Raw genomic sequence first — 23,596 nt, 5'->3', positions numbered from 1 at the left:
TGCCTCTCGATCATCCCGCACCGGATTCGGTATCGGGCACGCACGCTCACCCTCCGTGGTGCACGAGGACGGTTCACGAACATGTGGAAACGCTAACGAGGATATATGCAGGTCGGACCGGAGCCGGAGATTTCGAGATCACTCACTCGTCCCGCAGCGCGGCGAGCACGGCTTTCGCGGTGGCCACGCCGATGCCGGGTACCTCGGTGATCTGCTCCACCGTCGCCTCCTTCAACTTGGCCACCGAACCGAAATGAGTGACCAGCGCGGTCCGGCGCGCCGCGCCGAGCCCGCGCACCGAATCCAGCGCCGAAGCCGTCATCCGCCGCGAGCGTTTGCTGCGATGGAAGGTGATGGCGAAGCGGTGCGCCTCGTCGCGGACCCGTTGCAGCAGGAACAGCGCCTCGCTGTTGCGCGGCATGATCACCGGATCGGGTTCGCCGGGCACCCACACCTCCTCCAGGCGCTTGGCCAGGCCGATCACCGCGACATCGGTGATGCCCAGCTCGTCGAGCACTTCGGCGGCGGCGGCGACCTGCGGCGCGCCGCCGTCGACGACGTACAGGTTCGGCGGGTAGGCGAACTTGCGCGGGCGCCCGGTGCGCGGGTCGATGCCGGGCCGCGAGGTCGGTTCCATCTCGTCGGCGTCGTCCAGCGGCATCGTGGCCACCGCGGAGGCTTCGACGACGACCGTCGAGTCGCCCGCGCCTACCGGCGACGCCCCGGCTTCGGTCCCGGCCGACGGTGCCGATCCTTCGGTTCCGACCAGCGGCACGGCGACGCTCGCACCGTCGAGTTCTTCGCGCTCGGCCTCGTCCCGCTCCTTGCGCAGCCGGTAGAACCGACGCCTCGTCACCTCCGCGATGCTGCCGACGTCGTCGGAACGTCCGCCGCCCGCGGCCTCCTTGATCGCGTAGTGCCGGTATTCGGACTTGCGCGGCAGTCCGTCCTCGAAGACGACCAGCGAGGCCACCACGTCGGTGCCCTGCACGTGGCTGATGTCCACGCACTCGATGCGCAGCGGCGCGGTGTCCAGATCGAGCGCGTCCTGGATGTCCTGCAGGGCCGCCGAGCGCGAGGTCAGGTCGCCCGCGCGTTTGAGTTTGTGCTGGGCGAGAGCCTCCATGGCGTTGCGCTGCACGGTCTCGGCCAGTGCCTTCTTGTCGCCGCGCTGCGGGACGCGCAATCGCACGGCCGAACCGCGCAGCTTGCTCAGCCACTCCTGGATCTGCTCGTGGTCGGCGGGCAGCTCGGGGACGAGCACCTCGCGCGGGACGACGGTGGCGGGCTGCTCGTCGGGGCTCTGGTCGGCGTAGGCGACCTGTTCGCCGTAGAACTGGGTGAGGAACTGCTCGACCAACGCGGCCATTTCGCCGCCGGAGTCCGCGGTGTCGACGGCGTCGCCGGACTTGTCCACCACCCAGCCGCGCTGACCGCGCACGCGGCCGTCTCGGACGTGGAAGATCTGCACCGCCACCTCCAATTCGTCGGTGGCGAAGGCGATCACGTCGGCGTCGGTGCCGGTGCCGAGCACCACGGCCTGCTTCTCCAGCGCCCGGCGCAGCGCCTGCACGTCGTCGCGCAGCCGGGCCGCGGTCTCGAAGTCCAGGTCCTCGGCGGCCTCGTGCATGCGCCGCTCCAGCTCGCGCACCATCCGGTCGGTGCGCCCGGCGAGGAAGTCGCAGAAGTCCTCCACGATGCGGCGGTGCTCGTCGGCGGTGACCCTGCCGACGCACGGCGCGGAGCACTTGTCGATGTAGCCGAGCAGGCACGGACGGCCGATCTGGTTGTGCCGCTTGAAGACTCCGTTCGAGCAGGTACGGGCTGGGAACACCCGCAGCAGCAGGTCCAGCGTCTCGCGGATCGCCCAGGCGTGCGCGTACGGGCCGAAGTACCGCACGCCCTTCTTGCGCGCGCCGCGGTAGACGAACAGGCGCGGGTATTCCTCGTTCAAGGTCACCGCGAGCACCGGGTAGGACTTGTCGTCCCGGTAGCGCACGTTGAACCGCGGATCGAATTCCTTGATCCAGTTGTATTCCAGCTGCAGCGCCTCCACCTCGGTGGAGACGACCGTCCACTCCACGCTCGCTGCGGTGGTGACCATCTGCTTGGTGCGCGGGTGCAGCGAGGCGACGTCGGCGAAGTAGGAATTCAGCCGACTGCGCAGGCTCTTGGCCTTGCCGACGTAGATGACCCGCTTGTGCGCGTCCCGGAATTTGTAGACGCCGGGTTCGACGGGGATCGTACCGGGGGCGGGCCGGTACCTCGCTGGATCTGCCACTCGAACAGCCTATCGACTCTGTCGGACACAGTCCGTCCGCAGCCGCGCCTGGCCGAGCGCAGGCAAGGCAGCCGCCTATCGAGGCGGGGCGACAAGGTTGGTGTCCGTCCTGGGCGTGCGCCGGGCAGCGGCGCGGCAACCACCTGGAGCCGGGTTCGTGTCGGTCCTGCGGTGAGGACCGGCGCTCACCTGGGAACGGCCAACCCGTGCGCCCGTAGCGCGTCGACGAGTGCGTCGGGCCGCTCCGCGGTGGGCAGCGGATCGACGAGAGCGAAACGCGAGCCGAGCGCGGTCGCGCCGCCGTCGGCCTGTGCGCTGTCGCCGACCATCAAGGCGCGCGCCGGGTCGACGCCGAGTTCGTTCAACGCGGCGAGGAAGATCCCCGGCTCCGGTTTGATCACGCCCACCTCGAACGAGAGCGCCACCGCGCCGACGAGCCGGTCCCAACCCCTGGTGCGGAACGCCGGGCGCACGTCGAACGCGATATTGCTCACCACGCCCACCGGAACGCCCTGTGCCGCAAGGAACTCCAGCACAGGACCGGTATCGGGATACGGCGTCCAGGCGAGCGGATCGATCAGCCTGCCGTAGAGCCGTTCGGCCTGCTCCTCGGTCGGCACGCCGGAGGAACGCAGCACCTCCAGGTACGCGTGCCGGTGCAGCGCCGGGTCCAAATCCCTGTTGTCCCAAGCGTGCTGGCCCGCGGCGTCGAAGGTCATGAACTGCTCGACCGGCGCCGTCATCCGCCGCAAGATCTCGGCCTTGGCCTCGACGTCGAAATCGGCGCCGTCGGCGCCGACCAGCTCATCGCCCCACGACTCGTCTTCCTCCAATCGAAAGATCGTCCCGGAGAAGTCGAACAGCACGGCCTCGATATCCACCCGACCAGCGTACCGACGCCGAGGCGAACGGTCCGGTCGAGCGCGGGCGGGCCGCGCGTCGTAGATTTGCCGAGCGCCGGCCACGGCGGCGCCGGATCCGTTGGCAGGCAATGTGATCTACCACTACCGCTTCGCCTACGACTGCGGGGCCGGCTTCCGCTACGACCTGGCCGACTGTCGGAGCCGGTCAGGGTGGACTGATCGCCGAGCCGACCGACGGCCTCGCCCGAAAGCCGCACCGCTGTCGGCCCCGAGGGCTACAGTCCAGGCCATGACGCGCGCGCGACACATCTGGAGCGGAGCCGCCGCGGCCACGATGCTCACGGTCGGACTTCTCACCGGATGTACCTCCACCGACGAGACGACCACCGCCGAATGCACCAGCGCCCCCAACGGCACGCCGGTCGTCGCGGCGCCGCCGACCGCGGCGGGCACGGCGACCACCCAGAACCTCAGCACCAACCCCGAGATCGCCTCCGGCTACCGCAGTGGGATGACCGCGGTGCGCACCGGCTCGTACGCCGTCTCCACCGCGAATCCCCTTGCCACCGAGGCGGCCTGCCGGGTGCTGCGCGACGGCGGCACCGCGGCCGACGCGCTGGTCACCGCGCAGCTCGTGCTCGGCCTGGTGGAGCCGCAGGCGTCCGGCATCGGCGGTGGCGCGTTCCTGCTGTACTACGACGGCGCCACCAAGACGGTCGAGGCCTACGACGGCCGCGAGGTCGCGCCGGCCGCGGCCACCGAGAACTATCTGCGCTGGATCAGCGACACCGACCGCACCGAGCCGCAGCCGAACGCGCGCGCCAGCGGACGCTCGATCGGCGTGCCCGGCGTGCTGCGGATGCTGGAGCTCGCGCACCGCGAGCACGGTAAGACCGGCTGGCGGGAATTGTTCGATCCGGCCGTCGCGATGGCCGACGAAGGTTTCACGATCAGCCCCCGGCTCGCAGGACAGATCGCGGAATCGGCGCGGGATCTGGCCAGGGACGAGGCCGCGAAACAGTACTTCCTGAATCCGGACGGCTCCCCGAAACCGGCAGGCACCAAGCTGACCAACCCCGCGATGTCGAAGACGTTGAGCGCCATCGCCTCCGAGGGCGCGGACGCCTTCTACACCGGCGCCATCGCCGAGGACATCGTCGAGGCCGCCACCGCGGGGTCCGGCGGGCGCACTCCGAGCCTGCTCACGGCCCAGGACCTGGCGAATTACCAACCCAAGAAGCGCGCCGCGCTGTGCGGCGGCTACCGCGGGCACGAGATCTGCGGCATGCCCGCACCCTCCTCGGGCGGCAGCACCGTCGCGGCAACGCTGGGCATTCTGGAGAATTTCGACCTGGCCGCACTGAAGCCGGACTCCGTCGATCGCAACGGCGGCAAGCCGCGAGCCGAGGCGGTGCACCTGATCTCGGAGGCCGAGCGGCTCGCCTACGCCGACCGCAACAAGTACGTGGCCGACACCGATTTCGTTCCGCTGCCCGGCAATTCGGCGCAGACCCTGATCGACGAGAACTACCTGAAGCAGCGCGCGTCCCTGATCGATCCCGGCCGCAGCATGGGCACCGCGAAACCGGGCGACTTCGGCCCGGTTCCGGTGGGCGTCGGTCCGCAGCCGCCCGAGCACGGCACCAGCCACATCTCGGTGGTGGACGAGTACGGCAACGCCGCGGCCATGACCACCACGGTCGAGTCCGCGTTCGGTTCCTTCCACCTCGTCGACGGCTTCGTGCTGAACAACCAGCTCACCGACTTCGCCGCGGACCCGATGGACCCGGACGGCACGCCGGTGGCGAATCGGGTGCAGCCCGGCAAGCGTCCGCGCAGTTCGATGGCGCCCACCCTGGTGTTCGATCGCGCGCCCGACGGCGCACGCGGCGAGCTCACCCACGTCACGGGCTCGCCGGGCGGTTCGGTCATCATCCAGTTCGTGGTGAAAACGCTGGTCGGCATGCTGGACTGGGGCCTCGACCCGCAGCAGGCGGTCTCGGCGGTCTCGTTCGGCGCGGGAAACACCCCCACGACCGGCGTCGGCGGCGAACACCCGGCCATCGACGCGAGGGACAACGGCGACCACGACCCGCTCGTGCTACGTCTGCGAGAACTCGGCCATCAGGTATCCGTGGCGCCCCAATCCAGCGGGTTGAGCGCGCTGCGCCGCGACGGGACCGGTCTGATCGGCGGTGCGGACCCGAGGCGCGAGGGCGCGGTCCTCGGCGACACCCGCTGATAGCGGCGGCAGGTGCGTCCGTCCGGTCAGCGCGACAGCGTCATCGGATACAGCACCGGACCGCCCGGCAAGCGCAGGTCTTCGTCCCGCGCGAAACCGAAACGCTCGTAGAACGCCACGTTCGAGAATCGGGTCGCGACCAGGAAGACGCGCTCAGCGTCGGATCCAAGCCGCTGCTCGAGCAAGCCGGTGGCGTATCCCTTCCCCTGCGACTCGGGCCGGGTGCCGATGGCGGCGAGGTAGAGGTGCGGTTCGGCGGGCCTGGTCGCGTCGATCCTGCGGACCGCGGGCAGCGCCTTGACCAGACCACGCCCGAGCGCGCGCACCAGGGTGAACGGCTTCGCGATCGGTGACTCGACACCCGCGGGCTCCCAGAGCGCGACAGCCGCGATCTCCCCGGCCTCGTCGTGCGCGAGATCGACCAGACCGCGCCGGTGCCGGGACGCGATGCGGGAATCCCAGAAGCGCGGCAAGGCTTCTCGGCGGCGCACGGGATCCGGCCAGAACAGGCTCATGAGGGGATCGTCGGCGAAGGCGGCGGCGAGGACGTGCGAACCCGGCGTCATGCCGCGAGACTACCGGCCCGCCGCGGGGGGCGACGGGTGGCGAAAGTCAGTCTCGCTCGGGCTCTTCCGATCCCGTGTACTTCGCGCCGAGTTCGCGCAGCCGATCCATCGCGCGCCCGGCGTGGGCCTTGTCGTTGGAACGGATCGCGAGCAGCGGCACGTAGTCGTCGTCGACCAATTCCAGTCGCGCCCAGGACTTCTTGTCCGGGAAGGTCACGCCACGGATGTGCTCCCAGGCGAACAGATGGTCGCCGAGAATGTTGCGCACCGAGACTCCACGGTGCCCGACCCGCAGTCGCGGCCGGGTCAGCATCAGTACTCCGCCCGCGATGAGCACGCCGATGGTGACCATCGCGATCTGGTCGGCGAGCCGGAAGTTCACGCCGGTCGAGCCGGTGCGCAACCAGATGCCGCCCACCGCGAACATCACCACGATCACGGCGGCGACGATCCGCGCGGTCAGCACCGACCGGCGCGGGCGCACCTCGAAGTCCCAGTCGCCCTCGGCCGGGGCACCGGCCGGCGGCGCGCCGTCGTTTCTCCTCCAGATGCGGACGACCGGCATGACTACACGGACTGCCGCAGCGCGCGCAGGGTGAGTGCGGCGTCCAGCGCCGCCGCGCAGGCCTGCTCGCCCTTGTCCTCGGCCGAACCGGGCAGCCCGGCGCGATCCAGCGCCTGTTCCTCGGTGTTGGTGGTCAGCACGCCGTTGGCGACCGGGGTCGCGGCATCGAGCGAGACCCGGGTCAGGCCCGCGGTCACCGCGTCGCAGACGTACTCGAAATGCGGTGTGCCGCCGCGGATCACGACCCCGAGCGCCACCACCGCGTCATGGGTGCGGGCCAGCTCCTGGGCGACCACCGGCAGCTCCATGGCGCCCGCGCACCGCACCACCGTCACCTCACGGACACCGGCCTGCTTGGCCACGCGCTCCGCGTTGGCCACCAGCGTGTCGCAGATCTTGGTGTGCCAGCGCGAGGCGACGATGCCGAGCTTCAGGTCCTTGGCATCCGACAGTTCGAAGCTGGGTACGCCGGTGCCGCTCATCGTGTTCCGCCTTTCCGAAGGTGGTGGTTCACTGCGCCGTCTCGCCGAGATCGAGTTCGTCGAGACCGATCAGGTCGTGGCCCATGCGGTCGCGCTTGGTGCGCAGGTAGCGCAGGTTCTCGGCGTTGGCGCGCAAGGGCATCGGGACGCGCTCGGTGATGCGCAGGCCGTAGCCGTCGAGGCCGACGCGCTTGGCCGGATTGTTGGTGAGCAGGCGCATGGAGCGGATGCCCAGGTCGACCAGGATCTGCGCGCCGGTGCCGTAGTCGCGGGCGTCGGCGGGCAGGCCGAGTTCCAGGTTGGCGTCGACGGTGTCGTGCCCGGAGTCCTGCAGCTGGTAGGCCTGCAACTTGTGCATCAGGCCGATGCCGCGGCCCTCGTGACCGCGCATGTACAGCACCACGCCGCGGCCCTCCTGGTCCACCATCTCCAGCGCGGCGTCCAGCTGCGGGCCGCAGTCGCAGCGCAGCGAACCGAACACGTCGCCGGTCAGGCATTCCGAGTGCACCCGCACCAGCACGTCCTCGCCGTCGCTGATGTCGCCGCGCACCAGCGCGACGTGCTCGACCTCGTCGTAGATGCTCTGATAGCCGACAGCCGTGAAATTGCCGTGCGCGGTGGGGATGCGCGCCTCGGCGACCCGCACGACCTGCTTCTCGTGCTTGCGCCGCCAGGCGATCATGTCCGCGATGGAGATCAGCGCCAGCTCGTGCTCGTCGGCGAAGACGCGCAGCTCCTCGGTGCGGGCCATGTGGCCCTCGTCCTTCTGGCTGACGATCTCGCAGATGACGCCCGCCGGACGCAGACCGGCCATCCGGGCCAGGTCGACGGCCGCCTCGGTGTGACCGGGGCGGCGCAGCACGCCGCCTTCCTTGGCGCGCAACGGCACCACGTGGCCGGGGCGGGTCAGGTCGTCGGCCTTGGCGTCGGCGTCGGCGAGCAGGCGCATCGTGGTGGCGCGGTCGGCGGCCGAGATGCCGGTGGTGATGCCCTCGCGGGCGTCGACGGACACGGTGTAGGCGGTGCCGTGCTTGTCCTGGTTCGTCGCGTACATCGGCGGCAGGCCGAGACGGTCGCAGTCGTCGCCGGTCAGCGGCACACAGATGTAACCGGAGGTGTAGCGGATCATGAAGGCGACCAACTCGGGGGTGGCCTTTTCCGCGGCGAAGATGAGGTCGCCCTCGTTCTCGCGGTCCTCGTCGTCGACGACGACTACGGCCTTTCCGGCCGCGATGTCGGCGACTGCGCGCTCGATGGTGTCGAACCTGGTCACGTCTGCTGTGCTCCATCTCGAATTAGGTGCCTCACTACAGTAAGGCCTGTCCCGTGCGCCCCCGGCGGCGCACCCGCACGCGTGGGCTCAGCCGCGCTGCTGGAGGCGTTCGACGTACTTGGCGATGACGTCGACCTCGAGGTTCACGGTGGTCCCGGCGGCCGCGAAGCCCAGATTCGTCAGTGAGAGCGTGGTCGGGATCAGCGACACCTCGAACCAGTCGCGGTTGCCGTCGGCGGCGGGCTCGTCGGCGATGCCGAGGCCCGAGACGGTCAGCGAGATGCCGTCGACGGTGATCGAGCCCTTCTGCACGACGTAGCGGGCGATCGAGTCGGGCAGCGAGATGCGCACGACCTCCCAGTTCTCCGAGGGCGTGCGCGAGAGCACGGTGCCGGTGCCGTCGACGTGGCCCTGTACCAGGTGTCCGCCGAGGCGGCTGTTCAGCGCGGCGGCCCGTTCGAGATTGACGCGCGAGCCCGCGCCGAGCCCGCCGATCGAGGACCGGTTCAGCGTCTCCTGCATGACGTCGACGGTGAAGGAGTCGCCGTCGACGACCTCGACAACGGTGAGGCACACGCCGTTGACCGCGATCGAATCGCCGTGTCCGGCATCGGAGGTGACGAGCTTGCCCCTGATGGTCAGTCGCGCGGCGTCGGCCAGCTGCTCGGTGGCGACGATCTCGCCCAGCTCCTCGACGATGCCTGTGAACATGCGTGACTCCCTGTCGCGTGTGTACGTACGGTTGCGGAACAGCCGTGACCCCGGCCGCTATTCCCGCGTCCGGCGCCCCCCAGGGTAACGACGCAGGTCGTAGCGAACCCGGCGCGGCTGGTCTCCCGGCAGGTGCTCATGTGCGTAGCAGGCGCACGGAGAACCCGGTCTTATCCGTTGGCAGGTACTCACGCCGAGAACCACACCATGAGCAGGCACACCTGCTCCCGGCATCGGAAACCGCAATTCTGCGACACACCGGGAAAACATCCCGGCGGACTTTTCCGGTCGACCTCCGGACCGTATGACGACATTATTCGCAAACAATTCTGTACGGTCATACCGGAATTTCCCGGTTTCCCCGTAGACGACAATTGTTCAGTCGGATTTTCCGGGTATCCCCCGGTCCTTTCAGGCCCGTCCGCGTAACCTCGAACTCGGCCTGATACCCAGCTCGCAACACAGATACACCAACTCTTGCGCGCGGCCGAAGATGGAACCAATATTGTTATGTAGCTGATTCCTACCGTTCAACTTCTGTTCCGAGCAGTTCGCCGTCGAAAGCCTCGATCAGGCCGACGCCCGCGTCGCCTGGTAGCGCTCGAGGAGTTCGACACCGGGAAATCCACCACTCGAGGAAGTCGGAACAACACAGTGGGTCAACACGAGTTCGACACAGATGGGGGTACCGCGTGACCACGCTTCTCGATTCGACACTGGAAGTCCGCTGCGTGCAGTACCGGCGCGAGTTCCACATGCCCGCATCGATCGATCCCACGTCACGCCGCATCCTGCTGCACATCGGCACCCATTTCGGCGCCATCACGATGCCCGCCGATCTCGGCGAACAGGTGCAACTCGAGCTCAGCCGTGCGCAGATCGCCGCGCCGGTCGTCCACCATCCGCGCGCCCGACGCTGGACGTTCATCACCGGCCCCGCCCGGCCCGATTCGCTCACCGTCGCCGTCTCAGCCGAACTCTTCCGGCTCTACGCGACGGTCGCCTGCACCGGAAGCCAGGTCGTGCTGCCTTCGCCCGACGACGAGCGCACCGGCTACCGCGTCTGGGTACGGCCGCCGGAGAGCGCGACGACGCTGCCGCCGCTGAACGTCGTCATCGAGTCGACGCGGGCCCTCGGAGCCCCGAAAACCCGAATGTCATAAGCGAATTCGACCAAGCGGCACTTGCCCACAGGTGACGCGAGTGCCGCGGCGTCCGCTCTCAGTGCCAGACAGCGGCCGCCTGCCGCCGCAACTTCTGCACCGTGGCGCCGGGATCGGCGGTGTTGTAGACCGCGGAGCCCGCGACGAAGCAGTCGATGCCCGCCTCGGCCGCCTGCTCGATGGTGTCGGCGTTGATGCCGCCGTCGATCTCGACGATCAGCCGCAGCTCACCGGCATCGACCAGTCTGCGCACCGTGCGCGCCTTGTCCAGCACGTGCGCGATGAACGACTGGCCGCCGAAGCCCGGCTCCACGCTCATCACCAGCAGGGTGTCGAACTCGCGCAGAATCTCCAGGTACGGCTCGATCGGCGTGTTCGGCTTCACCGAGAGGCCGGCCTTCGCGCCCGCCGCGCGGATGTCACGAGCCACGGCGATCGGGTCGTCGGTCGCCTCGGCGTGGAAGGTGACGTTGTGCGCGCCCGCCTCCGCGTACGGCGGAGCCCAGCGGCCCGGATCCTCGATCATCAGGTGGCAGTCCAGCGGGATGTCGGTCGCCTTCAGCAGGCTCTCCACCACCGGAAGGCCCAGCGTGAGATTCGGCACGAAATGGGCGTCCATCACGTCGACGTGCAGCCAGTCCGAGCCTTCCACCCGGCGGGCCTCGTCCGCGAGATGAGCGAAGTCGGCGGACAGGATCGACGGTGCGATCATCGGCTGGACAGGGCGGGAAAACGTCGGAGAGGACACAGCCCGGGAGTGTACCGAGCCCGGATCACATGCCGTACCGCAGGGAATCGTTGATTGTCGGCGGCCTCCAGTGGGTAGCCTGGGCAGAGTGATCAACATTTCGGCGGAACAGGGGCTCTACAGCACCCCGGTGGAGATTCGGGTGGCCGCATCGGTCACACAGCTGCCCATCGTTCGCGGGCTCGCCGAAACTCTAGTGCTGCTCAGCGATTTCACCCTGGACGAAGTGGCCGACATCCGGTTGGCCGTTGACGAGGTGTGCTCGACCCTCATCGCGCTCGCCGCGCCCGGCACCAGCCTGGACTGCCGATTCACCATCGGGGAGACCGAACTGCGGGTGGAGGTCACCGGCGTCGCCGGGTCCGAAGGGATGCCGGACCAGCGCAGCTTCGGCTGGCATGTGCTGCGGACGCTCACCGACGCGGTGGAGGCGACACAAAGTTCGTACGATTCGGCGGTCTCCGGATATCCGACGACGGTGGAGTTCCGTCGGGTCCGGGGGAAGGCGTAGTGGCGGACGAGGACACCGTGTTCGACCAGGAACGTGATGAGGACGCCGAATCCGAGCCCACCGACGCCGCCGAGGACGCGGAGGCGGTCGCCGAGGCGGGATCGGTCACCGGATACGACGATCTGAACGCGCTGTTCGAGCGGCTGGCCGGGTGTGAGCCCGGCACGGCCGAGCACGCCGCGACGCGCGCCGAGCTGATCAGCCGCTGCATCCCGCTCGCCGACCACATCGCGCGCAAGTTCAGCGGCCGCGGCGAACCGTTCGACGACCTCACCCAGGTGGCGCGAGTCGGGCTGGTGCACGCGGTGGACCGTTTCGACATCTCACGCGGATCGAACTTCCTGTCGTTCGCGGTGCCGACCATCATGGGCGAGGTCCGCCGCTATTTCCGCGACAACACCTGGGCCATGCGAGTGCCGCGCCGGGTGAAGGAAACCCACCTGCGCATCGGCGCGGCCATCGACACCCTTTCGCAGACCCTCGGCCGCTCCCCCACCGCCAAGGAGATCGCGGCCGAGCTGGACGTGGATCCCGACGAGGTGACCCAGGCGGTCATCGCCGGCAACGCCTATCAGCCCAGCTCCATCGACGCGGCGGCGCTCGGCCGCGACACCGAGGCCTCGCTTTTGGACACGCTCGGCGAAGAGGAATCACAGTTCGACCGGGTCGAGGAGTACGTCGCCATCCGGCCGCTGCTCGCCGGGCTGCCGGAACGCGAACGCCGGATCCTCACCATGCGGTTCTTCGAATCCATGACCCAGACCCAGATCGCCAAGCAGATGGGCATCTCCCAGATGCACGTCTCCCGGATTCTGGCGAAAACCCTTGCCCGCCTGCGGGAGCTGTCGAGCCGGGACTGACGGTCAGCCCGCCGCGCGCTGTTTGCGGACCTTCGCGGGCGCCGAGAGCCACCAGGCGGCATCGATCAGTTCGCGCAGGTGATCCGGCGCGACCCGGTCGAGATCTATGAGGATGTACGGATAGCCGTCGTAGTGCGGCGTGGTGTAGAAGGCGGGATCGCCCGAGGCGAGCAACGCCTCCTTCTCCACCATCTCGCACAGCAGCACGAGCCCGCCCTCGGCCTCCGAACGCAGCCGCGCGAACCCCTTGCCGCCGACCTTCAGCGCCGGGCTGCGCCACCAGGTCGACTCCTCGACCGCCGGGAGTTCGGTCGCGATCGTCACCACGTCTTGCCACGTCAGGGTCATGCGAACAGTGTGCGCCGGTGGGTGGCGCCGTGGATTGGACGGATGGAACCGCTCGGCTCCACCAGGACCACGGTGCCGCCGCCGGGAACCGTGCTCAGGTCGGTGCGGGCAGCTCCGCTCGACCCGAGACCACCGTGCCACCGCGCTCACGTAGCCACCGCAGCTGCATCGGCGGCCGTCGCGGACCATCGCGATTACTTGGCCGGGCACATAGCGATCGCGATTACGAGGTAGCCGGGCGCGGGCCACCCTGATCCCGTCCCCGCCGGACGCGGGCCATCCCGATCGCGAGGCGGTCGGGGGCACCCATCCCGGATTGCGAAGCGCTAGGCGCGGACCGTCCCGAGCCGGTTGGACGGGCGGGCTGGACACGGCCTACGCAACCGGCTCGGCGGACGTTCAGCTCGGCTTACCCAGCGCCGCCATAAACGTGGTTCGGGGCCGTGGCGGCCGCCCGCCTTCGGGCACTGTGCCGCCACGCAGCTCGGTGCCGGACGGCACGGACCGGGACTGCGCCGCCTCGGTTGCCCGGCGGCCGCTCGCGAGCGTCGCCGAGCCGGTCGCGCTGACGCGTTGGCCGCAGTCGACGCAACCGGCTCGGCGGACGTTCAGCTCGGTTTGCGCAGCGCCGCCATGAACATGGCGTCGGTGCCGTGGCGGTGCGGCCACAGCTGGGCGGCGGGGCCGTCGCCGACGTCGGTGACGCCGGGGAGCAGGTCGCGGGTGTCGAGTTCGACCGCGCCCGTGCGACGGACGTGGTCGGCCACGATCGACACGGTCTCGGCCAAGTGCGGCGAGCACGTCGAGTACACCACCACGCCGCCGGGGCGGAGCAGATCCCATGCGGCGGTGAGCAGTTCGCGTTGCAGCACGACCAAGTCGCGCACGTCGGCGGGGCTGCGCCGCCAGCGGGCCTCCGGCCTGCGCCGCAGTGCGCCGAGGCCGGTGCACGGTGCGTCGACCAGGATGCGGTCGTAGCCGGGCTCGAGTCCGCTGTCGCGGCCGTCGACGACGTGCACCCGCACCGGCAGGTCGTGGGTGGCTTTGCGCACCAGTTCGGCGCGGTGTTCCGCGGGTTCGACGGCGTCCACCTGGAAGCGGTCGATCGCCGCGAGCGCGCCGAGCAGCGCGGCCTTACCGCCCGGACCCGCGCACAGGTCGAGCCAGCGGCCACCGTCGGGCCCCTCCAGCGGTGCCCGCGTCAGACTCAGCGCGACCAGCTGACTGCCTTCGTCCTGCACCGCGGCCATGCCCTCGCGGACCGGCTCCAGCTTGCCCGGATCACCGCCCTCGAGGTACACCGCGTAGGGCGACCAGCGCCCCTCCTCGCCGCCCGTGACCAGTGCCAGCTCCTCGGCGGTGATCTCGCCCGGCCTGGCGACCAGGTGCACGACCGGCCGGTCGTCGTCGGCGGCCAGCAAGTCGCGCAGTTCACCCGCGCGGGCGCCGAGCGCGTCGGCGAACGCCTGGGCGATCCACGTCGGGTGCGCGTACTCGAAGGCCAGCCGTCCCACCGGATCCTCCGGCGCCAGCTCCTCGACCCATTCCTCGGCGGTCTTCTCCCCCGCGCGCCGCAGCACGGCGTTCACGAAACCGGACTTGCCCGCGCCGAATTCGGCTCTGGCCAGCGCCACGGAGGTATCGACCGCGGCATGCGCGCCGATGCGGGTGCGCAGCAGCTGGTAGACGCCGAGGCGCAGCACGTCGAGCAGCGGTCCGTCGATCTCCTCGACCGACCGGCCCGCACCGTGCGCGATCACCGCGTCGAGCAGACCCTGGGTCCGGCAGGCGCCGTAGGCCAGCTCGGTCGCCAGCGCGGCGTCCCGTCCGGAGACGCGCCGGTCGCGAAGCAGGCCGGGCAGAACGAGATTCGCGTATGCGTCGCGTTCTCGCACCGCGCGCAGGACCTCGAGCGCGACCTCGCGTGCGGGGTCGACCGAGCCGGTGCGGCGGGCCCGCTTGCCGGAGGTCTTTTCCGCCCCAACGGGTTTCGCCGCACTCCGGGCGGACCGCTGTGCGCTCGACGGCCGCTCGGGGCGCCCGCCGACGTCGTCCGCTCCCCGCCTGCGGTGCGATCCCGAACCCGGGTCCGCGCCACGGCCGGAGGCGTCGGACCGGTATCCGCCGCTGGAACGCCCCGCGTCGCTCGACCGGCGGCCGCCGAACGAGTCCCCCTCCGACGACCGGCGACGGCCGAAGTCCTCCGCGTCGGACTTGTACCCGCGCCCTTCCGGCCGTCCTGTCCGCTTGTCGTCCCAAGCCCGGGCGCCCTTACCGCCGGGCGCCTGCGCCGACCGGTCGGCGCGACCGTAGCCGGTCCGACCCGACTCGGAACGCCCTGCGCCATAGCCGGATTCGCGTGACGTGCGATCGACCGGCTTCTCCGTCCGCCGCGGTTTGCCCTCGAAGCGGCGGTCGGCTCGTCCCCGGTAGCCAGTCGTATCCCGATCGGAACGGTACGGCTGGCGTGACTCCGAATTCCCTTGTCCGCCACGGTTTCCGGCCGACGCCGAGTCTCGGTCGGCCGACTTCCCCGACGCGGCGTCGCGCCGGGTCTCCTGCTTGCGGGCGGCGCGTTTGGCCCACCCGCCGTCGATGTCGTCGGATTTACGCGGGCGATCCGCGGGGCTCATTCGACCACCGCGCCGGGCTGCAGACGGGCGCCGCGCGCCCAGTCGAGAGCCGCCATCATCCGCTTGCCTTGCGGCTGCACCTGATTCAGGCGCACGGCGGTGGTCGCGGTGCCGACGAAGACGCCGGTCTTTCGCACCTCGATCACGCGTTCGGGCAGCACCTCCTCCACCATCTCGACGGGGCCGAGCTTGAGGCGGGTGCCGTTCACCTCCGTCCAGGCGCCGGGCGCGGGGGTGACGGCGCGGATGCGCCTGCTGATGGCCAGCGCGGGCAGATCCCAGCGGATGTGACCGTCCTCCGCGGCCACCTTCGGCGCGTACGAGACGCCATCGGTGGGCTGTGGCACGGCGTGCAGGGTGCCGTCCTCCACGCCGTCCAAGGTGGTGGCGAGCAGGTGGGCGCCGGTCTCGGCGAGCTTGGCGAGCAGCGAGCCCGCGGTGTCGGTCAGCGCGATCTTCTCGGTGACCACTCCGAACACGGGCCCGGTGTCCAAACCCGCCTCGATCTGGAAGGTGGATGCGCCCGTGATCTCGTCACCCGCGTCGATGGCGGCCTGCACCGGCGCCGCGCCGCGCCAAGCGGGCAGCAGCGAGAAGTGCAGATTGATCCAGCCGAAGCGCGGGATGTCGAGCACTTGTTGCGGCAACAGCGCGCCGTAGGCCACCACCGGACAGCAGTCGGGCGCCAATTCGGTGAGCTGCTCGATGAATTCGGGTTCGCTGGGGCGGCGCGGGGTGAGCACGGGGATGCCGTGCTCGTCGGCGAGCATGGCGATCGGCGACCGCGTCACCTTGCGGCCGCGGCCGGCGACCGCGTCGGGCCGGGTCACCACCGCGACCACCTCGTGGCGTTCCGACTCGATCAGCTTGCGCAGCGAGGGCACGGCGGGTTCGGGGGTGCCTGCGAAGACGACGCGCATCAGCGACCCCGTCCGAACGGTCCGGCCTGACCCGCACCGCGCGACTCGCGCACGGTGACACCCGCGTTGAACCAGTCGGATTCCCGAATGGTGCGCATCGCCTCCTTGCGGGACGCCGGGTCGAGCCGGTCGATGAAGAGCACACCGTCGAGGTGATCGGTCTCGTGCTGCACGCAGCGCGCCAGCAGCTGCTCCGCGACGAACTCGACGGGTTCGCCGTGCATGTCCACACCGGACGCTCGCACCCGCAGCGCGCGGCGGGTGTCGTAGCGCAGCCCGGGAATGGACAGGCAGCCCTCCGGACCGACCTGCTCCTCGTCACCCACCACGGTGTAGGTCGGGTTCACCAGGTGCCCCGCGGCGTCGCCGGTGTCGTAGACGAACACCCGCAGCCCGACGCCGATCTGCGGCGCGGCCATGCCGACACCGCCGTCGTCGTGCATGGTGTCGGTCAGGTCGGCGACCAGCTGGCGCAGCTCACGATCGAATTCGGTGACCTCCGCCGCACGGGCGCGCAGAATCGGATCGCCGAACAGGCGAACGGGCTGAATGGTCACGGCGGCTCCCCGAAGCGGATGAATACGGTCGATTCATTCTAGAGAGCGGCGCCGATCACCCCGATCTCCCCGACCCAACCCGCCCGACCTGGTACAACTCACATGCGGACCGGGCGGGGTGTTCAGTCCCCCCGCCCGGCCGCCCGGAAAGGTCTGGTCAGCACTCGACGACTACCCTGACCCGCTGCTCAGCCGCCGATTCAGGACACATCGTTGCATTCACGGCCGAATGCAGCCGTTCTCTGCGACCCCGTCTCGACACGCAGGTCACTGGAGGGCACACCGACGGATTAGTGACGGCGTCACCACCAAAACTGCAGGTCGTCAGGAATGGGTGGCGCCCTGCCGCCCCTGCGAGGTCTTGAAGTCGCCGTACTACTTCGTCCGTCGCGGTGGTCAGCAGCCTGGTTGCCAAGGAAGTCAATCGGTCTTGGCCGGGTGAGGCGCGCCGTGGGGCGGCACACACCATGAGGAAATGGCACAGCGAAACCCGCGCCAACCCGCGGGCAGCGTTTGCGCCTTCACTCGCCGCGCTTTGGTCGGGGCGTGGCGGCCTACCTCGGTTACGGCTGGACTGCTTATCGTTTGGTGTCGCCAGCCGCCTTCTGGAGAAGCCAACGGTGGTAGGTTTCGTGCCGGAACTGGTAGGCGGCACCGGTCACGCGTAGCAAACCGCTGCGGCGGGCCCAGTCCAGGAACAGCGCGGGGCGACCAGGAAACGCTTTCGTCACACGAAAAACCAGCGTGGCAACGAAATGTCGCTGCCACACCACGCCGCGGATGATTCCGTAGATCAATCCGCCGATGAGTCCTATAGACATGGTCGGGAGCATCACAGCCAACTCTCCGCTGAAAAGCTCTGGTCGTGCTGGTGCTCCGTCGATCGATACCCATACGACCATCGGTAGCACCAGGCAGGCCCCGAATCCGGTGATGAGGCTGTTCACGACAGTGGACTCGAGATCGTGGCGAATCAATCTGGTCTCGTTGGTGACGAGACCGAGCTGGGTGCGAGTGCTGACGTTGAGCCATGCGGGTAGCCCGATCCATAGACCGACCACCACTGCGCCCAACAGCGCACCGGGAACAACGCCAAGCAATCCGCCGAGCGTCCACCCGGAAAGACCGCCGATCAGCGCGCCGACACCGACAGCAGCGCCGGCTCTGTCGTCGCCTACTACCAGCTTCAACCTCTTGAACGCGGAAAGCTCGGGGACAATCCACGCCATCCGCTTCGCGGTCAACACGCGACTCGAGATATCAGAGGATTGGACGACGAAGCCGATCACTACCGCTGCACAGGCCAGTCCCCCTATCGAGCTGCCGATCCCGCGATCCGGACCGGTTGTTGCGGAGTCCACTACCACCGCCAACCCGATTGTCAGTAGGAAGGTAACTGCGACGGTGTGCAGCATCCGACACAACCGTGAGCCCGCGATCTCCCAGACTTCATCGAGACGAACCGCAGTTTCCCCGTCTGGGTTCCCATGTCGCCGTTCGATGCCGACGGCAAGCGATTTCATCCATTTCTCTACGTTCTCGACAGTGTAGTCTTCGTATCGGTCGATTCCTTTGCTACTCTCCACCGCTGTTCGTATTTGAGCGTCGAACAACAACTCGGTGACAGAGCCCTCGTCGGTGCAATCGGCAAGTCGTCGTGCGGTACGAGGGTCATGTTGCAGCGTCGTCATTGCCAGTCCCAACAGCCACGGAGTGGCGAGAGCCTTGGCGAGAGGGCCATCGGGTTGGTCGGCGATCCGATCGAGGACCACAGACCAGGCGGGTCCGGGATCGCCGAGGCGATCCCTGCGCTCGGTGAGGTGATCCAAGATCTGCGCAGGATCGAATGCGTGCAATGCGATCGCTGCTGATCCATGCAGCCCTCTATCGCCGGTAAGGCGCACCAGTTGATCGAATACTTCGCTGCGAGATACAACGACTACCGGTCGATCACGCCAAGGGCCTTCGTTGAGACGATCCAACATCGCACGAGCCCTCGATACCCCGGTCTCGACAGTGTCCATTTCATCGAGTCCATCGATCACCGGCAGGATGAGTCTGGCGTCGACCAATGCTTGCGCCAGCCGAGTGTTCACGCCGTAGTCGTAGCCCAGACGGTTCGTCAGCCACTGGCGGAAATCTCGCCTGCCGTCCCACCCTGCCGCGTTGACCCGCACGGGCACTGGCTCCTCGGACCGACGTCCGCGAGCCAAATCGCGACGCGCCCGCAATCTCCCCAGAACCAAAGTCGCGGCGGCCACGGTCTTGCCGCTGCCCGCCCCACCGATCATCACCATCCTCTGCGGCAATTGCGCGAGCTGACCGTAGTAATCGGGAATATCCGCGATCGGGATGAGGCGAGGCTCGCCTCGATCCATTGTGCGACATTCCACGTTCATCAACGAGGATCGACCGGCTCCTAACCCTTCGAGGAGACGCTGCTCACCAACTCTGACCTGTTCGGCTAGTTGATCTGCCGCGACCGCGAGTGCCGCCTTGTCGGTACTAGGCCTCCACCACCGCCACAACGCCGTCAACGGGGTAACCACCGCTGCACCCGCACGCACTGCTCCAGCAGCTTCGAAACCTGACACATGAATAGACTGCCAGCCCGTACATCTCGACATGCGGTTGTCGACAGAACGACCGCAGAAGAACCAGCCACCGGTCGTGTGGCCAACTCGGCAGATCTCTGACAGAAGTCGACCAACGGTCCAGATAGGTCCGCGCCAAACCGCATCCACGCCCACTCCGATGACCGAACGGCCGCATCCAGTGACAACGAGGTCGCCGAATTGGTGACAGTAGCGCTGCCGCGCTACCAGAAAATGCCAGTTCGGCGCCGCCTATCGGTGAAAGGTATGGCGCTTTGTCACAGACATTCCTATCCCGAGTCTGTGGTGGAGGGCGCCTGCGCGCAGGTCGGAATCCTGGGCCCCGCTATGGAACTGGCGGCCTACTCCATCGTGGTGGAGAGGCAACATCGACGCGATCGCTGGCCGTTCTCCCCCGCTGTGATCAGCGTCGAAACAAACGGCGGATGCGCCCGCGGATGCCGAGGGCGTCCCGAGATTCTGGCGCGGCGGTTTCGGCGGCCGCTTCGGACGAGGTCGCCTCCGCGAGTCGCCTGTGTAGTTGTTCGCGGACCTGGTCCGGAGTGTAGGCACGGCGACGGCGCTCGGCGCGCACGATCACCACACCGGTCGCGACCACACCGGCCGCACCCGCCAATCCCACTGCCTTCCACCACCTCATGCCGAATAGGCTACGTCCATGACGGGTACGAGCATCAGTCTCGATCGAGCGCTCGAGATCACCAGAACCGGCGACATCTGGCTGTTCCGCGGCCATTCGGCAGCCGACCGTGCGATTCGCATGACGACGAACAGTCCGGTGAACCATGTCGGCATGTCGGTCGTGCTCGACGATCTGCCCGCGCTGATCTGGCACGCGGAACTCGGCCGATCGCTGCCCGACATGTGGACGGGGGCCGCGCACCGCGGCGTCCAGTTGCACAACCTGCGCGACGCGGTACTGGTGTGGGCACACCGCTACGGTCAGCAGGCCTGGTTGCGCCAATTGAACCGTCCGGCAACCAGAGAGATGGAAGACAGCTTGCTGCGTACCATCGCCCGGCTCGACGGAACGCCGTTCCCTTCCACCGCGGGTCTCGCCGGTCGCTGGCTACGCGGCCGAGTACGGCTCCCGCGACGCCGATCGAGCCGAGCGGCCGCCCCGAATCTGGAAAGCGCGTACTGCGCGGAGATCGTGGCCGCGACCTACCAGTCGATGGGACTGCTGCCACCATACCGAAGCCCCAATTGGTATGACCCGGGTCGGTTTTGGAGTGGTGACGGACTGCAGCTGAGCGGCGGCTACGAACTCGGCGGCGAAATAGCCGTGCAGACTCCTGCGGGATGAGTGATTCGCGTCATATGTTGTCATGTTTCTCGGTTCCCCGGTGTCTTGTGGTCGAGCGCTTCCATCCCTGTGACAGTGATGGATTCAGCGCCACGGACAGCTTCGACATCACCGACGGCCCGATCACGCGGGCCGGTCGGCAGCGCCCCTGAGGAGGAGCCACGTTCATGAAGGTTCGATTCGACAGCGACGGTGTGGAACTCACCGGCAATCTGTTCCTGCCCGCCGATCGCGACCGGGCGCCGGGTGTGGTCGTGGCCGGGACGTGGACCAGTGTCAAGGAGTTGATGGCCGACCGCTACGCGCAGCGGCTTGCCGAGCGCGGGTACGCGGCATTGTCGTTCGATTTCACCGGCTTCGGTGAATCACAGGGCGAGCCGAGAGATGTCGAGAACCCGGCCCGCAAGGTCCGCGACATCCACCACGCGGTGAGTTTTCTGGCCGGACATTCCGCAGTCGACGGAAATCGGCTCGGCGCGCTCGGTATCTGCGCGGCGGCGATGTACATGTCCGGCAACGCCGCGACCGACGGACGGGTGAAATCCCTTGCGCTGGTGGCACCGTGGCTGCACGACGCCGCCATCTGCGAGCAGGCGTACGGTAGCGCCGACGCGGTCGCCGACAAGATGAAGATCGGACGCGAGGCGCGCTCACGGTTCGACGAGACCGGCGAGGTCGACTATGTGCCGGTGGTCAGCGCCACCGACGAGCGCGCGGCCATGCCCTACGACATCGACTTCTATCTCAATCCCGCGCGCGGCGGAATTCCCGCCTGGCCCAATCGTTTCGCGCTGATGTCCTGGGTCGACTGGTTGACCTACGACTCCATCGCCCTGGCCCCGAGCATCACCCAGCCCACCGTCCTCGTGCACAGCGAGGAGGCGGCGATTCCCGACGGTGCGCGTCGTTTCCACGCGGGACTGGCCGGGCCCAAGGACATCGTGTGGACGGAGGGCACTCAGTTCGACTTCTACGACCGAGAACCGCAAGTCACCGTCGCCCTCGACACCGTCGCCGCGCACTTCGCCAGGACCCTGTGAAACCCGCGCGACGACAGCGAGAGGAATCGACGCGACGTTTCTCGTGACCGGATCGACCGGCAAAGGTCGGCGCCGAAGTCGTCCCGGCCTTGGCCGCGACCGGAGAACCCGTGCGGGGAATTGGTGCGCGACCCGTGAAACGCCACAGAACCGCCTCCGGTTCAGCGCGCGATCGAAGTCATCGGCCTGGACAAGCAGATCGCACTGCGGTCGACCGTGGCAGAGGCGCTCGAGACCTTGCCCGAGCGACTCGGCTGAACCGTCACGGCCGGTCGCGGCGCATTGCGCAGCTCCCACCAGCAGGCGAGCAAGATGGCGGAGTACGCGGCGGTGGCCGCCGCGAACGGTAGCCCGACCACGATCATCAACAGCGGCAGCAGCGACATCAGCGTTCCCCTTCGTCGATCGACAAGCCGTCCCGAGCTCGTTCACGTCGCTGTGCACCGCAGCCCCCGGCCGGATGCGGCATTACCCAGAACCGCGGCGTTGTAACGCGGTTCGATCGAACACGTCTCGCCGACTCGACCACTTTCCCAGCGGTCGGCTTCCCAGGCGTCGTCGCGGCCCTCGGCCATCGAAGCGACCGATGTCAAAGACCGAGATAGAACCGAATCGCCGTGCCGCCGCCACCGGTGTGCACGCGCACCAGATCCGCCATGTAGTGGACCAGAATCAAACCACGGCCGCCGACCTGTCCGGGCCGCGGTGGCCTGCGACCGGCCAGCGGATCGGTCAGCCGCCCGCCATCGCGAACCTCGCACACCAGCTGTCCATGCTCGGCCCAGATCGCGCAGGTCCCGCTGCCGCCGCCGTGCACCACGCTGTTGGTCGTCAGCTCTCCGACCGCGAGCTCGGCATCTTGCAACCGTTCTCCCCGCAAGCCCAGCCTCCCGGCCTGCTCGACGGCGAAGTGCCGGACCGCCCGAAGCTCGTCCACGCCGAAGGGAAAGACGGCGGCATCCGGCGCCACCGGCAGTGACTCGTTGTAGCGGGCGACGATCGCCTGCCAGTCGTAGACGTCGCTGGCCGCCTCCCGCCCGTCGCTGATGAGGGTGGGGTGCGTGATCCGGGCGTCGGCCAGCACACCCGCGTCCAGCCGGACCTCGTCGTAAGGGCACAGGATCGTCACCGCCCGGCCCTCGAAGGCCGCGTTGATCAACGCTTCGTGCTGCGCGCACGCGGGGTACTCGACCGCGCTCCGCCCAGCCCAGATCGGCTCGCCGATGATGCGCACCCGTCCCTCGGGGTGCGCGTCGGCGAAGCCCCTGAGCACCTTGGGAATGATCCGTCCCGGATTGCGACCGGCCTCGGTCATGTCCAGGAACAAGATGCCCTCGGCGTCCGCGCCCAAGCCGTTCCTGATCAGTTCCAGGTTGGGGCCGGGTACCGCGACTGCCATCGGCTCGCCCGCCGCGATGCCCGCCCGCAGGAACGACACCGTCTGCTGGGTGTACTCATGTGCCGTGCGATAGAACAGGGCGGGATGTTCGAACGCCTCGGTTGCGGCCACTGCGCTCATCGCGGCGTCACCTCGATTCGGTTCAGGTTGGGCCAGAACATCTCCAGTACCCGCGGCAGCGACGGCGGTGGGGATTCCACCACCACCCGCCCGGCGGGCAAGCGCATCGCGGTCACCGCGAGCGCCGTCGCTCCGGACACATCGATGTAGGCCACATCCGACAGCTCGACGTAGGAGACATCCGTGTGGCGCCGCGCCAGCTCGGCCAGGGCATCTTCCCAGGACGAGAGCGTGACCGCGGTGATCTCGCCGGAAGCGCGTACCCCGGGCCGATCTGGTAGCGGGCTCACGTCCAGCTCGGTCGTTCCGGCCGGCGCTCCATTGGACTCACCCACCGCGAGTGGGGCATCCACGTGCGGACTCCTTCGTCACCGTCGGCCGCCTGCTGACCGT

General features: G+C 68.6%; 23 protein-coding genes. 6 read left to right on the top strand and 17 right to left on the bottom strand.

What is annotated here, in order from left to right:
• Positions 1-142 precede the first annotated feature (142 nt).
• On the bottom strand, positions 143-2,281 hold the full coding sequence (gene uvrC, locus FB390_RS17785) for an excinuclease ABC subunit UvrC (RefSeq protein ID WP_141809939.1): 2,139 nt from the start codon (positions 2,279-2,281) through the stop codon (positions 143-145).
• Positions 2,282-2,466: 185 nt separating this feature from the next.
• Entirely contained in the window at positions 2,467-3,162 is a 696-nt protein-coding gene (locus tag FB390_RS17780) for an HAD family hydrolase (RefSeq protein ID WP_141809938.1), read from the bottom strand.
• 271 nt (positions 3,163-3,433) lie between these two features.
• Between FB390_RS17780 and ggt the strand changes: the two genes are divergently transcribed.
• Entirely contained in the window at positions 3,434-5,386 is a 1,953-nt protein-coding gene (ggt, locus tag FB390_RS17775) for a gamma-glutamyltransferase (RefSeq protein ID WP_141809937.1), read from the top strand.
• A 26-nt stretch (positions 5,387-5,412) separates the two neighbouring features.
• Here the strand turns inward: ggt and FB390_RS17770 are convergent, their stop codons facing one another.
• The 5 genes from FB390_RS17770 to FB390_RS17750 form a co-directional block, all read right to left on the bottom strand.
• The gene (locus FB390_RS17770; RefSeq protein WP_141809936.1) at positions 5,413-5,952 is read right to left on the bottom strand and encodes a GNAT family N-acetyltransferase; all 540 of its coding nucleotides are present in this window, start codon (positions 5,950-5,952) and stop codon (positions 5,413-5,415) included.
• A 46-nt stretch (positions 5,953-5,998) separates the two neighbouring features.
• Positions 5,999-6,517, bottom strand: a complete 519-nt coding sequence (locus FB390_RS17765; RefSeq protein ID WP_141809935.1) for a PH domain-containing protein — start codon at positions 6,515-6,517, stop codon at positions 5,999-6,001.
• A 2-nt stretch (positions 6,518-6,519) separates the two neighbouring features.
• Complete coding sequence (gene ribH / locus FB390_RS17760) at positions 6,520-6,999, bottom strand: 6,7-dimethyl-8-ribityllumazine synthase (protein WP_141809934.1); 480 nt, start codon at positions 6,997-6,999, stop codon at positions 6,520-6,522.
• Between the two features lie 28 nt (positions 7,000-7,027).
• Complete coding sequence (locus FB390_RS17755) at positions 7,028-8,272, bottom strand: bifunctional 3,4-dihydroxy-2-butanone-4-phosphate synthase/GTP cyclohydrolase II (protein ID WP_141809933.1); 1,245 nt, start codon at positions 8,270-8,272, stop codon at positions 7,028-7,030.
• Positions 8,273-8,359: 87 nt separating this feature from the next.
• The gene (locus FB390_RS17750) at positions 8,360-8,983 is read right to left on the bottom strand and encodes a riboflavin synthase (protein WP_141809932.1); all 624 of its coding nucleotides are present in this window, start codon (positions 8,981-8,983) and stop codon (positions 8,360-8,362) included.
• 692 nt (positions 8,984-9,675) lie between these two features.
• On the opposite strand from FB390_RS17750, the gene FB390_RS17745 reads away from it, so the two are divergent.
• Positions 9,676-10,146, top strand: a complete 471-nt coding sequence (locus tag FB390_RS17745) for a hypothetical protein (RefSeq protein ID WP_141809931.1) — start codon at positions 9,676-9,678, stop codon at positions 10,144-10,146.
• Between the two features lie 58 nt (positions 10,147-10,204).
• Here FB390_RS17745 and rpe read toward each other — a convergent pair whose 3' ends face one another.
• Positions 10,205-10,858: a ribulose-phosphate 3-epimerase gene (gene rpe / locus FB390_RS17740; protein WP_141809930.1), complete on the bottom strand. Its 654-nt coding sequence runs from the start codon at positions 10,856-10,858 to the stop codon at positions 10,205-10,207.
• A 124-nt stretch (positions 10,859-10,982) separates the two neighbouring features.
• Between rpe and FB390_RS17735 the strand changes: the two genes are divergently transcribed.
• Together FB390_RS17735 and FB390_RS17730 are read left to right on the top strand one after the other, a co-directional pair.
• Complete coding sequence (locus FB390_RS17735; protein WP_141809929.1) at positions 10,983-11,405, top strand: ATP-binding protein; 423 nt, start codon at positions 10,983-10,985, stop codon at positions 11,403-11,405.
• Positions 11,405-12,265 (top strand): RNA polymerase sigma factor SigF, encoded by an 861-nt coding sequence (locus FB390_RS17730; RefSeq protein WP_141809928.1) that lies wholly within the window; start codon positions 11,405-11,407, stop codon positions 12,263-12,265. The genes FB390_RS17735 and FB390_RS17730 overlap by 1 nt, the downstream gene beginning before the upstream one ends.
• Positions 12,266-12,268: 3 nt before the next feature.
• Here the strand turns inward: FB390_RS17730 and FB390_RS17725 are convergent, their stop codons facing one another.
• The 6 genes from FB390_RS17725 to FB390_RS17700 all read right to left on the bottom strand — a co-directional run bounded on the left by FB390_RS17725 (position 12,269) and on the right by FB390_RS17700 (position 19,978).
• A complete protein-coding gene (locus FB390_RS17725) occupies positions 12,269-12,613 on the bottom strand; it encodes an MmcQ/YjbR family DNA-binding protein (RefSeq protein WP_141809927.1) in 345 nt (114 codons plus the stop codon).
• 608 nt (positions 12,614-13,221) lie between these two features.
• Complete coding sequence (locus tag FB390_RS33560) at positions 13,222-14,517, bottom strand: RsmB/NOP family class I SAM-dependent RNA methyltransferase (RefSeq protein ID WP_185757255.1); 1,296 nt, start codon at positions 14,515-14,517, stop codon at positions 13,222-13,224.
• Positions 14,518-15,242: 725 nt separating this feature from the next.
• Positions 15,243-16,166 (bottom strand): methionyl-tRNA formyltransferase, encoded by a 924-nt coding sequence (gene fmt, locus FB390_RS17715; RefSeq protein ID WP_141809925.1) that lies wholly within the window; start codon positions 16,164-16,166, stop codon positions 15,243-15,245.
• Positions 16,166-16,723 carry a peptide deformylase gene (gene def / locus FB390_RS17710; protein WP_141809924.1) on the bottom strand — a complete coding sequence of 186 codons (558 nt, stop codon included), beginning with the start codon at positions 16,721-16,723 and terminating at the stop codon, positions 16,166-16,168. Before def ends, fmt begins: the two co-directional genes overlap by 1 nt.
• A 578-nt stretch (positions 16,724-17,301) precedes the next feature.
• Positions 17,302-19,101, bottom strand: coding sequence for an NACHT domain-containing protein (locus tag FB390_RS17705; RefSeq protein WP_141809923.1), 1,800 nt, complete (start codon positions 19,099-19,101; stop codon positions 17,302-17,304).
• Between the two features lie 640 nt (positions 19,102-19,741).
• The gene (locus FB390_RS17700) at positions 19,742-19,978 is read right to left on the bottom strand and encodes a hypothetical protein (protein WP_141809922.1); all 237 of its coding nucleotides are present in this window, start codon (positions 19,976-19,978) and stop codon (positions 19,742-19,744) included.
• 18 nt (positions 19,979-19,996) lie between these two features.
• On the opposite strand from FB390_RS17700, the gene FB390_RS17695 reads away from it, so the two are divergent.
• Together FB390_RS17695 and FB390_RS17690 are read left to right on the top strand one after the other, a co-directional pair.
• On the top strand, positions 19,997-20,644 hold the full coding sequence (locus FB390_RS17695; protein WP_141809921.1) for a hypothetical protein: 648 nt from the start codon (positions 19,997-19,999) through the stop codon (positions 20,642-20,644).
• 167 nt (positions 20,645-20,811) lie between these two features.
• Positions 20,812-21,684 (top strand): alpha/beta hydrolase, encoded by an 873-nt coding sequence (locus tag FB390_RS17690; RefSeq protein ID WP_141809920.1) that lies wholly within the window; start codon positions 20,812-20,814, stop codon positions 21,682-21,684.
• A gap of 161 nt (positions 21,685-21,845) precedes the next feature.
• Here the strand turns inward: FB390_RS17690 and FB390_RS17685 are convergent, their stop codons facing one another.
• The 3 genes from FB390_RS17685 to FB390_RS17675 all read right to left on the bottom strand — a co-directional run bounded on the left by FB390_RS17685 (position 21,846) and on the right by FB390_RS17675 (position 23,556).
• Complete coding sequence (locus tag FB390_RS17685; RefSeq protein WP_141809919.1) at positions 21,846-22,070, bottom strand: hypothetical protein; 225 nt, start codon at positions 22,068-22,070, stop codon at positions 21,846-21,848.
• Between the two features lie 203 nt (positions 22,071-22,273).
• Entirely contained in the window at positions 22,274-23,203 is a 930-nt protein-coding gene (locus FB390_RS17680) for an anti-sigma factor RsbA family regulatory protein (RefSeq protein WP_141809918.1), read from the bottom strand.
• On the bottom strand, positions 23,200-23,556 hold the full coding sequence (locus tag FB390_RS17675; RefSeq protein WP_221639289.1) for an STAS domain-containing protein: 357 nt from the start codon (positions 23,554-23,556) through the stop codon (positions 23,200-23,202). Before FB390_RS17675 ends, FB390_RS17680 begins: the two co-directional genes overlap by 4 nt.
• Positions 23,557-23,596: the final 40 nt, after the last annotated feature.

This window comes from Nocardia bhagyanarayanae, assembly GCF_006716565.1.
Classification (GTDB): Bacteria; Actinomycetota; Actinomycetes; order Mycobacteriales; family Mycobacteriaceae; genus Nocardia; species Nocardia bhagyanarayanae.
The sequence above is the reverse complement of the archived record's forward strand: the minus strand, read 5'-3'. Positions and strand labels throughout refer to the sequence as shown.